Origin of the sequence: Rhodanobacter sp. Root480 (assembly GCF_001426645.1) — a bacterium.
Classification (GTDB): domain Bacteria; phylum Pseudomonadota; class Gammaproteobacteria; order Xanthomonadales; family Rhodanobacteraceae; genus Rhodanobacter; species Rhodanobacter ginsenosidimutans.
The window spans coordinates 1,176,485-1,189,340 of the sequence record NZ_LMEX01000001.1; the positions used below are offsets into that span (position 1 = coordinate 1,176,485).

General features: G+C 65.9%; 10 protein-coding genes, 3 tRNA genes and 1 other RNA gene. 5 read left to right on the forward strand and 9 right to left on the reverse strand.

Going from position 1 to position 12,856, the window contains the following annotated elements:
- Positions 1-3 precede the first annotated feature (3 nt).
- The gene (gene orn, locus ASD22_RS05540; protein ID WP_056079971.1) at positions 4-570 is read right to left on the reverse strand and encodes an oligoribonuclease; all 567 of its coding nucleotides are present in this window, start codon (positions 568-570) and stop codon (positions 4-6) included.
- Positions 571-645: 75 nt separating this feature from the next.
- Here orn and sbcB point away from each other — a divergent pair, with 75 nt between their 5' ends.
- Entirely contained in the window at positions 646-2,094 is a 1,449-nt protein-coding gene (gene sbcB, locus ASD22_RS05545; protein WP_056079974.1) for an exodeoxyribonuclease I, read from the forward strand.
- Positions 2,095-2,138: 44 nt separating this feature from the next.
- Positions 2,139-2,822, forward strand: coding sequence for a DUF2461 domain-containing protein (locus ASD22_RS05550; protein WP_056079977.1), 684 nt, complete (start codon positions 2,139-2,141; stop codon positions 2,820-2,822).
- On the opposite strand, the gene ASD22_RS05555 is transcribed toward ASD22_RS05550, so the two are convergent.
- On the reverse strand, positions 2,789-4,132 hold the full coding sequence (locus ASD22_RS05555) for an MFS transporter (RefSeq protein ID WP_056079979.1): 1,344 nt from the start codon (positions 4,130-4,132) through the stop codon (positions 2,789-2,791). The genes ASD22_RS05550 and ASD22_RS05555 overlap by 34 nt on opposite strands.
- 196 nt (positions 4,133-4,328) lie before the next feature.
- Here ASD22_RS05555 and aqpZ point away from each other — a divergent pair, with 196 nt between their 5' ends.
- Positions 4,329-5,060 (forward strand): aquaporin Z, encoded by a 732-nt coding sequence (gene aqpZ, locus ASD22_RS05560; protein ID WP_056079982.1) that lies wholly within the window; start codon positions 4,329-4,331, stop codon positions 5,058-5,060.
- Positions 5,061-5,108: 48 nt separating this feature from the next.
- Here aqpZ and epmA read toward each other — a convergent pair whose 3' ends face one another.
- From epmA to rnk, 3 genes are all read right to left on the reverse strand, one after another.
- Complete coding sequence (gene epmA / locus ASD22_RS05565; RefSeq protein ID WP_056079984.1) at positions 5,109-6,077, reverse strand: EF-P lysine aminoacylase EpmA; 969 nt, start codon at positions 6,075-6,077, stop codon at positions 5,109-5,111.
- Positions 6,070-8,454 (reverse strand): NAD-dependent DNA ligase LigA, encoded by a 2,385-nt coding sequence (gene ligA / locus ASD22_RS05570; protein ID WP_056081022.1) that lies wholly within the window; start codon positions 8,452-8,454, stop codon positions 6,070-6,072. The genes epmA and ligA overlap by 8 nt, the downstream gene beginning before the upstream one ends.
- An 85-nt stretch (positions 8,455-8,539) precedes the next feature.
- Complete coding sequence (rnk, locus tag ASD22_RS05575) at positions 8,540-8,950, reverse strand: nucleoside diphosphate kinase regulator (protein ID WP_056079987.1); 411 nt, start codon at positions 8,948-8,950, stop codon at positions 8,540-8,542.
- 184 nt (positions 8,951-9,134) lie between these two features.
- Here rnk and ASD22_RS05580 point away from each other — a divergent pair, with 184 nt between their 5' ends.
- Positions 9,135-10,607 (forward strand): MFS transporter, encoded by a 1,473-nt coding sequence (locus ASD22_RS05580; RefSeq protein WP_082520166.1) that lies wholly within the window; start codon positions 9,135-9,137, stop codon positions 10,605-10,607.
- A gap of 58 nt (positions 10,608-10,665) precedes the next feature.
- On the forward strand, positions 10,666-11,856 hold the full coding sequence (locus ASD22_RS05585) for a cation:proton antiporter (RefSeq protein WP_056079989.1): 1,191 nt from the start codon (positions 10,666-10,668) through the stop codon (positions 11,854-11,856).
- Between the two features lie 86 nt (positions 11,857-11,942).
- On the opposite strand, the gene ssrA is transcribed toward ASD22_RS05585, so the two are convergent.
- The 4 genes from ssrA to ASD22_RS05600 form a co-directional block, all read right to left on the reverse strand.
- Positions 11,943-12,297: a transfer-messenger RNA gene (ssrA, locus tag ASD22_RS16335) on the reverse strand.
- A 91-nt stretch (positions 12,298-12,388) separates the two neighbouring features.
- Positions 12,389-12,475, reverse strand: a tRNA-Leu gene (locus tag ASD22_RS05590).
- A 147-nt stretch (positions 12,476-12,622) separates the two neighbouring features.
- A tRNA-Cys gene (locus tag ASD22_RS05595) sits at positions 12,623-12,696 on the reverse strand.
- 56 nt (positions 12,697-12,752) lie between these two features.
- Positions 12,753-12,828 (reverse strand) — tRNA-Gly (locus ASD22_RS05600).
- Positions 12,829-12,856: the final 28 nt, after the last annotated feature.

The following is a 12,856-nucleotide window of genomic DNA, read 5'->3' on the forward strand; positions in this document are numbered from 1 at the left end:
ACGTCACGGCGTGTGCAGCCCGCCCAGCTGGCCCATGAACTGGCGATAGTGGCGCAGTTCGCTGATGGAGTCGCGGATGTCGGACAGCGCCGTGTGCGCCGATTCCTTGCCGAAACTCTTGGCGATATCGGGCGCCCAGCGCCGCGCCAGCTCCTTCAGCGTGGACACGTCCAGGTTGCGGTAATGGAAGTAGCGCTCCAGCCGCGGCATCTCGCGATGCATGAAGCGGCGGTCCTGGCAGATGGAGTTGCCGCACATCGGCGACTTGCCCGGCGGCACCCAGGCGCGCAGGAAATCCACCGTGGCCTGCTCGGCCATGGCGTGGTCGGTTTCGGAAATCAGCACCTGCCGCCACAAACCGGATTTGTGATGCTGGTTCCGGTTCCAGCTGTCCATCGATTCCAGCTGGTCGATCTCGTGGCGGATGGCGAACACCGGGCCATCGGCCAGCACGTTCAAATCCTTGTCGGTAACCACCGTGGCGATCTCCAGGATGGAGTCGTTGTCGGTGTCGAGGCCGGTCATCTCCAGATCGATCCAGATCAGGTTCTCGTCGTTGGCTTGGCTCATGGGTCCTCCTTGGGAGCGCCAGTTTATCAGCCTTGCCTCCGCTTGCCCGTGATCGGCGCGTGAGATGATTCATCCATGCAGACCTTTTTCTGGCACGACTACGAGACCTTCGGCGCCGACCCGCGGCGCGACCGGCCGGTGCAGTTCGCCGGTATCCGCACCACGCTGGAGCTGGAGGTCATCGGCGAGCCGGTGATGTTCTACGGCAAGCCGCCGCGGGAAATGCCGCCCCATCCCGACGCATGCATGATCACCGGCATCACGCCCCAGCTGGCTGAGCACGAGGGTGTGATCGAGGCCGAGTTTGCCGCCCGTGTGCACGAGCAGCTGGCCCAGCCCGGGACATGCGGCGTGGGCTACAACTCGCTGCGCTTCGATGACGAGATCACGCGACAGATGCTGTACCGCAATTTCTACGAGCCGTATGGGCGGGAATGGGAAAACGGCAACTCACGCTGGGACCTGATCGACCTGGTGCGCCTGTGCCAGGCGCTGCGACCGGAAGGCATCGTGTGGCCGACCCGCGAGGACGGCTCGCCCAGTTTCAAGCTGGAGCACCTGGCCCAGGCCAACCAGTTGAAACAGGAACGTGCGCACGATGCGTTGTCCGACGTCTACGCACTGATCGACTTGGCGCGGCTGATCCGCGTACGCCAGCCGCGGCTATGGGACTGGTATTACGCCCTGCGCCGCAAGCAGAAGGTGTTCGAGCTGCTCGACGTGGTGAATCGCACGCCGATGGTGCACGTGTCCTCGCGCTACCCCGCCAACCGGCATTGCCTGGCGCTGATCGTGCCGTTGGCGACGCATCCGACGCGTGCCGGCGAGATCATCGTGTACGACCTTTCCACCGACCCGGCCGAATGGCTGGCGCTGGACGAGGACGACATCGCCGACCGCATCTTCACCGCCCGCGCCGACCTGCCCGAAGGCATCGAGCGCATCCCGCTGCGTACCGTCCGCGCCAACCACGCGCCCGCGCTGGCGCCGCTATCTGTCTTGCAGGGCGTGGACACGGCGCGGCTGCAACTGGACGTCGATCGCTGCCTGGCCCACCGCGACGTCCTGCACGCGGTGGACGGGTTGGCGGAAAAGTTGCGCCGCGTATTCCAGCGCGCCAGCGTGTTGCCGCCGCCGGAAGACCCCGAGCTTGCCCTGTATGGCGGCGGTTTCCTGCCCGATGCCGACAAGCGCCTGCTGGCCCAGGTGCGCGCCACACCGCCGGAACAGTTGGGCGAGCGCGCATTCCCGTTTCGCGATGCGCGCTACCCGGAGCTGCTGTTCCGCTACCGCGCCCGCAACTGGCCGGACACGCTGGATGCGGACGAGCGCGAGCGCTGGCGGCAGTTCTGTCACAACCGGCTCACCCGCCATACCGCGCTGACCGGTTTGACCCTCGACGATTACTTCGCGCGTCTGGCCGAACTGCGGGCCGACCCTGCCGCCCAAGGCAAATTGACCCTGATCGACCAGTTGCAGGCCTGGGGCGAACAGCTTGCCCTCGACTTGCCGCTGTCTGCCTGATTCCTGTCTGCCCGACCGCGACTCACTCTCCCCAACGAAACGCCATGCCCACAAGCTATTTCACCCCCGCCACCTTCCGCTTCCTGCGCGCGCTCGACCGTCACAACGAGCGCGCGTGGTTTCACGCGCACAAGGACGACTACGAACGCCACGTGCGCGAGCCGTTCCTGCAACTGATCACCGACATGCAGCAACCGCTGGTGACCATCAGCGAGCACTACCGTGCCGATCCGCGCAAGAACGGCGGCTCGCTGTACCGCATCTATCGCGACACCCGCTATTCCAACAACAAGCTGCCATACAAGCCCTGGCAGGGCTCGCGCTTCTTCCACGTGCGCCGCCACGAAATCCAGGCGCCGGGCTTCTACCTGCACATCGAGCCGGGCGACTGCTTCGCCGGCGGCGGCATGTGGCACCCCGAACCGGATGCGCTGAAGCACATCCGCGGGTTTCTGGTCGACAACCCGGCAGCATGGAAACGCGCCACGCGGGGCAAGGCATTTGGCGATCTGCAATTGGGCGGCGAATCGCTGATCCGGCCGCCACGCGGCTACGACCCCACGCACGAGTTGATCGACGACCTGAAGCGCAAGGACTTCATCGCCTCCGCGCCCTTCAGCGAGGAACTGGCCTGCTCCAGCGAACTGCTGCCCTGGACGGTCGCCACCTTCAAGCAGGTCGCGCCGCTGGTCGACTACCTTTGCGCCGCGCAGGAACTGGAATTCTGAACCGCCATGGCGCTGCCCCGGGCCAGCAGCCATAGCGCCACGGCCGCACCGATCAACGCGGTGAACGCCACGTAATGCGCCGGCGCCAGCACCCCGGCGTGGCGCACCAGCAAACCGATCAGCGGCGGCGTCAGCCCGCCGAACAGCGCATAGGCGATGTTGTACGAAAACGACAGGCCCGAAAAACGCACGGCCGGCGGAAACGCCGCCACCATCACCGCCGGCACCACGCCCACCACGCCCACGGCGAAACCGGCCAGCGCATACAGCGCGATGAAATGCGCGCCGCCCGCCTGCAGATCCAGGTACAGCACATAATTGCTCAGCAGCAATCCGATCGCCCCCGGCAGCAGGGCGCGCGCATACCCGACGCGATCGGCCAGCCAGCCGTGAAACAGGCAACCCAGCGCCAGCGCGAACGAGGCCACGCTGTTGCCCAGGAAGGCGCGCGCCGGCGCGATATGGAAGGCCGACTGCGCCAGCGATGGCGTCATCAGGATCACCACCACGATCGCCGCCGTGAGCATCCAGGTCACCAGCATCGACAGCAGCACGCCGGGCAAATGCCGCTCCAGCACCCGCTTCAGTGGCAGGCCGGAAACCAGTTCCTTGCGTGCCTGCATCGCCTCGAACACGGGCGTCTCGCTGAGCCATCGGCGCAACCAGACTGCAAGCAGGCCGAACACACCGCCGATCAGGAACGGCAATCGCCAGCCATAGTCGAGTACCTGCGCCGGCGTCATGCCGCGGTTGATCGATGCCGCGATCAGCGAACCGATCAGGATGCCGACGGTCAGCCCCGAGGTAAGACTGGCGCAGGCGAATCCGGTCCGCCGCGGCGGTACATGCTCAGCCACGAACACCCACGCACCGGGCACCTCGCCCCCCACCGCAATGCCTTGCACCACCCGCAGCAGCAGCAACAGCAACGGCGCCAGCATGCCGATCTGCGCGTACACCGGCAGCAGGCCGATGCACAGCGTGGGCACCGCCATCAGGAACACGCTGAGCATGAACATCCTCTTGCGCCCCAGCGTGTCGCCGTAATGCGCCATCACGATGCCGCCCAGCGGCCGCGCCAGGTAGCCGGCCGCGAAGATGCCGAATACCTGCAACTGCGCCAGCCAGGGCGCCGTTGCAGGGGGAAAGAACAGATGACCGAGGGGAATCGCGAAAAACACGAACACCACGAAATCGTAGAACTCCAGCGCACCGCCCAGCGCCGACAGGCCCAGCGTGCGGATGTCACGGCGATCAAGAGTCCGGTCGGCGCCAGGGTCGCGGAAGAATTCGGGAGGTTTTGTTGCCATCAATCAGCACCTGATACCCGGCGGGGCGTCGCGCAAGATGAGCAAGAATATCCGAGCTCGGTGATGGATCGCGGCACCCCACGCAAGTTGATTTGCTACGCTCTGGTCGCCGCCGACCAAGGCTTGGGGAGCAGCGGCGCCTGATGGTTCACGTTGACCGGGCTTTTCCTTTCACACCGTTGCAAGGAGCATTTCAATGAACATGGGCAAACGTATGACGGCCGAATTCTTCGGTACGTTCTGGTTGGTTCTGGGTGGTTGTGGCAGTGCGGTGCTGGCTGCCGGGTTTCCCCAACTGGGTATCGGCTTCGCCGGTGTGGCACTGGCGTTTGGCCTGACCTTGCTGACCATGTGTTACGCCATCGGCCATATTTCCGGCTGCCACATCAATCCGGCGGTGACCTGCGGCCTCGCCGCCGGCGGCCGGTTTCCGCTGAAGGAAGTGATCCCGTACATCGTGGCGCAGGTACTCGGCGGCCTCCTCGCGGGGCTGGTCCTGTACGTGATCGCCTCGGGCAAGCCCGGCTTCGATGCCGCGGCCAGCGGTTTTGCTTCCAATGGCTTCGGCGCGCATTCGCCGGGCGGCTATTCGATGGGCGCGGCCGCGCTGTGCGAACTGGTGATGACCGGTTTCTTCATCTTCATCATCATGGGCGCAACGCACCGGAGTGCACCGGTGGGTTTTGCCGGCATCGCGATCGGCCTGGCGCTGACCCTGATCCACCTGATCAGCATCCCGGTCACCAACACCTCGGTAAACCCGGCGCGCTCCACCGGCGTGGCGTTCTTCCAGGGCGACTGGGCCGTGCACCAGCTGTGGTTCTTCTGGGTGATGCCCATCATCGGCGGCATCATCGGCGGGCTGATCTACCGTTATCTGTGGAGCGATCGGGACGCCCTGCCGGACATCAAGGGCGATACGGTCTGAGTTGATCCGGGCGCACGACGCGCAGCCCATGGGCCGCGCGTCATGCGCTCAAGCGTCGGCGAACGGGAACGCCAGCACGTCGGCGATCGCGTCGGTGCCGGCAAGACACATCAGCAGGCGCTCGACGCCGAGGGCCACGCCCGCGCAGTCGGGCATGGCGCCGAGTACGGCCAGCAGCTTTTCATCGAGCGGTACCTCCCGCGCGCCACGTTTGCGGCGCACCGTGTTGTCGCGCTCGAAACGCCCGCGCTGCTCAGTCGCGTCATTCAGTTCGTGATAGCCGTTGGCCAGTTCGTAGCGCCCCAGGTACAGCTCAAAACGTTCGGCCAGCGGCGGCTCGCCGGGTCGGATCCGGGCCAGCGCGCACTGGCTGGCCGGGTAATCGTGGATCACCGTGATGCGATCGGTCGGGAATGTCGGCTGCATTCGATGGGTGATCAGCAGATCGAGCCAGTCATCGCGCATCAGGCCGTCGGGATCGATGCCGAACTCGGCCAGCGGCGCACGCAATGTTTCCACAGTGGCCTGGTCGGGATCGATGGCCAACGCGTCCAGAAACAATTGCCGGTACGTCGTCACCAACACATCAGCGCGCTTGCCCGCCATCGCCAACGCCGCCTGCACCAGCGCGATGGTTTCCTCCATCAACCGATGGTGATCCCAGCCCACCCGGTACCACTCCAGCATGGTGAACTCGGGATTGTGCCGCCCGCCGGCCTCGCCATTGCGAAACACCCGGCCCAGCTCGTAGCAATCGCCGACGCCCGCCGCCAGCAACCGTTTCAACGGGTATTCGGGTGAGGTCCGCAGCCAGCGTTCGCGTGCGCCGGCGTCCACGTGGCCGCTGAAATGCGTGGTGAAGCTCTCGATGTTCGGTTCGGTGTTGCCGGCGGCGGAGAGGATCGGCGTTTCCACTTCCAGCACGTGGCGTTCGGCGAAAAACGAGCGAACCAGGGCATAGAGGCGCGCACGCAGATGCAGGGAAGGCAGAAGCACGCTCTTCGTTTCGTCACTCATGCGTTGTCAACAACGCCAGCAATTGCGCCTCATCCCATACCGGCACGCCCAGCTCCTGCGCCTTGTCCAGCTTCGATCCCGCCGCTTCGCCGGCGACCACCACGCTGGTTTTCTTCGACACCGAACCGGAGACCTTCGCCCCCAGCGCTTCCAGGCGGGCCTTGGCGTCCTCGCGGGTGAGCGAAGCCAGAGTGCCGGTAAGCACGAAGGTCTGGCCGTCCAGCGGGGCGCGAGCGACGGCGGCCGTGGCGGGGATGGCATCCAGCAAACGCCGCATGGCCGTTTCCGTCTCGCGCAGGATGGCCAGCGCCGATGGGTCGGCGAGATGGTTGTCCAGGGCGGTGGCGGCGGCTTGCGGCACGCCGGCCGTGATCCAGTGGGCAGCGCCGCCGGCCAGCAATCTGTCGACGCTGGGGAAATGTTCGGCCAGCACGCGACAGCTCTTGGGGCCGAGCTTGCTGACGCCGGTCAGGCCCAGCAATACACCCAGATCCAGCCGCGCGCGCAGCAGCGGTGACGGCGCCGCTTCATCGCTGAACACGATGCCGGCAGCCAGCAGGTCATCAACCACCTGCTGGTTGCCCTCCTGCGCAAAGAAACCAGCGATGGAGGCAGCCACTTCGTCGCCCACATCCGGCAGCACGCGCAGCACGCTGGCCGGCATGCTGCGCACGAACTCCAGCCGGCCCAGCCAGCTGGCCAGTGTCTTGGCGGTGCTTTCGCCGATGTGCATGATGCCCAGCGCGAACAGGAAGCGGGCCAGCGTGGTCTGCTTGCTGGCCTCGATGCCGGCGACCAGGTTTTCGGCCCAGCGCGTCGCCACCTTGCCGGCCTTGACCGTTTCGGGCGTGGTGCCGTCGCGCTCATCGAGCGCCTGTTTCATGGCCACGAAGCCTTCGACGGTGAGCGCGTACAGATCGGCCGGCGTATGCACGATGTCCAGTTCCACCAGCGCCTCGGCGAAGCGCTGGCCAAGACCTTCGATGTCCATCGCGCGGCGCGAGGCGAAGTGGATCAACGCCTCCGTGCGCTGGGCGCCGCACACCAGTCCACCGGAACAACGCCAGGCCGCGGCGCCCTCCTCACGCATCAGCGCGGAGCCGCACACCGGACAATGCGCCGGCATGGTCCAGGGCACGGTGTCCGCCGGGCGTTGATCGGTCACGACGCGCACCACTTCGGGGATCACGTCGCCCGCGCGGCGCACGATCACGGTGTCGCCTACGCGCGCGTCGAGCCGCGCGACCTGGTCGGCGTTGTGCAAGGTGGCGTAGGTCACGGTGACACCGGCCACCTGCACCGGCTCCATCCGGGCACGCGGGGTTGCCGCGCCAGTGCGGCCGATCTGGATTTCGATGTCGAGCAACCGCGTGGTCTGCTCCTGCGCGGGGAATTTGTGCGCGATGGCCCAGCGCGGCGCCCGCGACACGAAGCCCATCTCGCGCTGGCCGTCATAGTCGTCCAGCTTGTAGACCACGCCGTCGATGTCGTACGGCAAACTGTCACGCCTTGCGCCGATGCGCTGGAAATAGGCGATCAGGCCATCGAAACCGCGCGCCGTAGCCACCTCGGGCGATACCGGAAAACCCCACTCGCGCAACTGCTGCAAAGTGGCCGAATGGGTGGGCGGCAACTCACCGCCCTCGACCACGCCGATGGCGTAGGCGAAGAAGCTCAGCCGCCGCTTCGCCGTGATCGCGGGGTCGAGCTGGCGCAGCGAACCGGCGGCGCCGTTGCGCGGGTTGGCCAGCGGCTTTTCGCCATGCTTGCGGGCGTAGTCGTTGAAGGCCTCGAAATCCTTGCGCAGCATGATCACTTCACCGCGTACTTCGAGCACGTCGGGCCAGCCCTCGCCGCGCATTTTCAGCGGGATGGCGCGCACCGTGCGCAGGTTCGCGGTCACGTCCTCGCCGGTTTCGCCGTCGCCGCGGGTGGCGCCCTGCACGAACACGCCGTGCTCGTAGCGCAGGCTGATGGCCAGGCCGTCCAGCTTGGGTTCCACCGAAAATACCGGCGCGCAGCGATCCAGCGTCTGCTCGATGCGTCGCTCGAATTCGGCGATCTCGTGGAAGCGTTCGCGTTCGGTATCGCCGGCCTGTTCGAACGCATTGCCCAGCGACAGCATCGGGATGGCGTGGCGCACTTCGGCAAAACCGCCGTGCGCCCGAGCGCCCACGGTGCGCGTGGGCGAGCTGGTCGAGGCCAGTGCGGGGTGTGCGGCCTCCAGCGCTTCCAGTTCCCGCATCAGCCGGTCGTAGTCGGCGTCGGTGATGTCCGGGTCGTCGAGGACGTGGTAGCGGTAGTTGGCCTGCTCGATCGCCGCCCGCAAGGTGGCGGCGCGGGCGATGGCTTCAGACGGGGGCGAGGGTTCGGTCATGCGCGTCTCCATGTCCCGCGCATTTTAGCGAGGCCGCGTGAACCCGCCGAGTCGCCGCTTCGGCGGCGACCCGGCAACGACATGCTCAGCGATGGAAGTGGCCAGCGGCTTCGGGCTGGTAGTCGATACCCAGCACGCGCAGCCGACGCTGATGGCCATCCGGCGTGGGCCAATCGATATGCTGGCCAAGCGACAAGCCGAGCAGCGCACTGCCCACCGGCGCCAGGATGGAAATGGTGCCTGGCGCGCCGGCGGCATTGGGGTAAACCAGGGTCAGGGTGAGCTTCTCGCCGTTGTGCTCGTCTTCGAAACTGACGGTGGAGTTCATCGTCACCGTGTCGGCGGGCATGGCGGTGGGCTCGACCACCTCGGCGCGATCCAGCTCGGAGATCAGCGCGGCACAACGGGCCGCTTCGGCGGCGGGCAGCCGTTCCAGCAACGCTTCGATGCGTTCCATGTCGATGCGGGAGACAGTAATCGGTGGCTTGTTGCTCATGGCTCTTCCTGGTGCAGGCGGCGTTGCCGCACAAAAGCACACGCCGGAACGAAACCGCCCCGGCGCGTGTGGTCATTGTATGGCCGTCAGGACCTATGTAGTCACGATCGGCGGATGAAACAAGGGTAACTCTGCGCAGGACGCTCACGAAAAGCAAGCCGTCATGGCGGATACCATGCACCGCATGTCTGCCCCAGCGCCTGTGGATTCCCCGTCCGACCCTGCTTTCGCCCCGTCTGCGGCCGCTGTCGGCGAGCCGCCGCGGCTGTCGTCCCGCGTGCAGTTTCGCGGCCTGTTGTACCTGGTGGCCGCGGCGTTCTTCATGCAATCGCTGGATTCCACCGTGGTCAACACGGCGGTGCCGGCGATGGCCGGGGCGCTGGACGTGACGCCGCTGGGCATGCGCACGGCGTTGACCAGTTATGTGCTGACGCTGGCGATCCTGATCCCGGCCAGCCCGTGGCTCTGCGATCGCCTGGGCACGCGGCGGGTGTTCGGCATCGCGATCATGGTGTTCGGGCTGGGCTCGCTGTTGTGCGGGCTGGCGCAGACGCTGCCGCAACTGGTCGGCGCCCGCGTGCTGCAGGGCGTGGGCGGCGCCTCGCTGATGCCGGTGGGCCGCTACGTGCTGGTGCGCAGCATCGAGAAACGCGAATTCGTGCGTGCCATGAGTACGGTGTCCACCTTCGGCCTGCTCGGCTCGGTGCTGGGCCCGTTCATGGGCGGTGCGCTGGTCGAGTACACCTCGTGGCGGCTGATCTTCCTGATCAACGTACCGGTGGCGATCGCCGGCTACTGGATGAACCGCCGCGACATGCCCGACTACCGGCTGGAACGCGCCAACCGCTTCGACTGGCGCGGCTTCATGATGTTCGCCGCGGCCTCGGCGCTGCTGCTGGTCGCCTCGGAGCTGGCCGGCAGCACGCCGGTGCCGTGGTCGCGCATCGGCTTGTACACGCTGGCGGCGGTGGCGCTGGGCGCCCTGTATGTATGGCACAGCCGGCGCACCGCGCATCCGGTGGCCGACCTTAACCTGCTGCGCGTACGCAGCGTGCGCGTGGCGCTGGCCGGAGGCTTGTTCACCCGGCTGGGCATCTCGGGCATGTTCCTGCTGCTGATGTTGTTTCTGCAGATCGGATGCGGCTGGTCACCGCTGGCGGCGGGCCTGATGATGGTGCCGCAGGCGCTGGGCTCCATCATCGCCAAGTGGGCGATCAACCGGGTACTGGTGCATTTCGGCTACCGCCGGCTGCTGCTGGGCAACACCTTGATCGTGGCCGCGCTGCTGGCCATGTTTGCCCTGCTGGGCCCGACCACGCCGGTATGGGCCATCGGCCTGCTGGCGTTCTTCTATGGCGCTTTCGCCGGCATGCAATACACCGCGATGAATACGCTGATCTACACCGACCTCGACATCAAGCATGCATCGATGGCCTCGTCGATGGCCTCCACCGCGCAATACCTGGCGATGAGTTTCGGCATCGCGCTGGCCACCTTGTTGATGCAGGCGATGCTGGACGGCCACGCCCACGAGCAGTACGTGGTGGCGTTCCGCTGGACGGTACTGATCCTCGCGGCGATCACCGCCGGGGCCAGCCGCGTGTTCAGCCAGTTGCGGCACGATCGCCCGCCCGCCGGCGCCCCAGCGGCGGGTTGACGACCACCGCACGGCACCGCGCATGTAGCATGTCCGCTTCACCACGCGGACGTGTCACATGCATGACCCCAGCAGCATCCTGTTCACCCTGTTCATCGTTTTTGTGGCGGCCCAGATCGGTGGCGAAATTGCCCAGCGGCTGAAATTGCCCGGCGTGGTGGGCGAGATCGCGGCCGGTTGTGCCGTCGGCCCCTCGCTGCTCGGCTGGATCACTCCGGCGCAGATACTCCCTGGCACGCCGCTGGACGTGCTGGCCGAGGTCGGCGTGATCCTGCTGCTGTTTGCCGTGGGCCTGGAGACGCGGCTGGAGGATCTGAAAAAGGTCGGCAAGATTGCATTCGCGGTGGGCGTCATCGGCGTCATCGTGCCGTTCGCGATGGGCAGCGTGTGGGCCCACGGCAACGGTTTCGACTGGGACCGTTCGCTGTTCGTGGCCGCCGCCTTCGTCGCCACCTCCGCCGGCATCACCGCCCGCGTGCTGCAGGAGCTGGGCGCGCTGCAACGGGTGGAAAGCAAGGTGATCCTGGGCGCCGCCGTGATCGATGACATCCTCGCCATGCTGCTGCTGGGCGTGGTGGTGTCGCTGCAGGGCGGCGGCTCGTTCGACGCGCTGCACCTGCTGATGGTGCTGGCCGGCGCCGTAGGCTTCATCGTGGTGATCGGCTGGGGCGGCGCCCGCGTGATGCGCTGGAATTCGCGCTGGCTGGATACGCCCATGGGCCCGCATTCGCCCCTGATGATTGTGCTGGCGCTGTGCCTGGGGCTGGCCTGTTTGTCCACCGTGTTCGGCCTGGCAGCGATCATCGGCGCCTTCCTGGCCGGCATGATCGCCTCGGAAACCCGCCAGCAGCACACGCTGGAACAACAGGTGAAACCGCTGCTGGCGTTGCTCACGCCGTTCTTCTTCGTGGTCACTGGCAGCAAGATCGACCTGCATGAACTGGCCGACGGCGACACCCTGATGATGCTGGCCGTGGTCACCGGGATCGCGGTGATTTCCAAGTTGGTCGGCGGCTGGCTGGGTTCACTGCCGCTGGGCACGCGCAGCGCCACCATCATCGGTTTCGGCATGGTGCCGCGCGGCGAAGTGGGCATCGTGGTGGCCACCCTCGGTCTCGCCGCCGGCGTGTTCGACAACCGCATCTACGCGTTGATCGTGGCCATGTCGCTGCTCACCGCCATGGTCACCCCACCGATCCTGGCGTGGTTGCTGAAACGGTCGGAAGTCAGCGACGGCACACCTTCGTAAGCGTCACGCGTACGTGATACCAGGCACAAAAAAAGCCGGAATCCTTGGGGATTTCGGCTTTTTCTGGACTGCGTTGTTGCTTGTATTGGTGGAGGTGGCGGGAGTCGAACCCGCGTCCGAGGATGCTCAATGCCCAGATCTACATGCTTAGCTCACCGTTCGATCTCGTTTCGCGACAAGCACGGTGGGCAAAGCGCACCGCGAAACCAGCCTGATTGATCTAGCCTAGAACCGCCAGGCAGCAGCGTTCGGCGATCTCATGATAATGACCCTACACCGACGAGCATGAGCACAAGTGGGTTCGGGGCTTACGCCTTAAGCGGCGAGAGCGTAGTTGTCGTCGTTGGCAACTATGAGTTTGCTGCTGGATTTACGAGGAAAGCTGCCCCCTCGGCATGCACCAAGTCATCTCACTACCCCCGTCGAAGCCAGGACACCCCCGGGGAAAACGATATGACCAGACAAGTATATGGGGTCGCCGCGCGCGGCATCAATGCAAATCGCAGGCGTTTGCCGGTGCCGTTCAGGACGCTGGTGCCCGGGGCGGGGATCGAACCCGCATCGCCTTGCGGCGGAGGGATTTTAAGTCCCTTGCGTCTACCAGTTTCGCCACCCGGGCGCGGATGTCGGGTCATGCCGGACGCATCGGCCGGCGGCGCGAATCGTAACATGCGCGGTCCGCGATCCATGGCACTCGAAGCGGCGGCCGCGGCAACAAAAAACCCGCCATCGGCGGGTTCAAGTGGGCGTGCAACGTGCTGCGCAATGGAGGCCAAGGTCGGAATCGAACCGGCGTACGCGGATTTGCAGTCCGCTGCATGACCACTCTGCCACCTGGCCGTTGCGCAATTGCTTCTTAAAAAACAAAACCCCGGTGAACCGAGGCTTTGCAAAACTGGAGCGGGAAACGAGACTCGAACTCGCGACCCCGACCTTGGCAAGGTCGTGCTCTACCAACTGAGCTATTCCCGCATCTGAGCCGCGAATGATAGCAGAACGA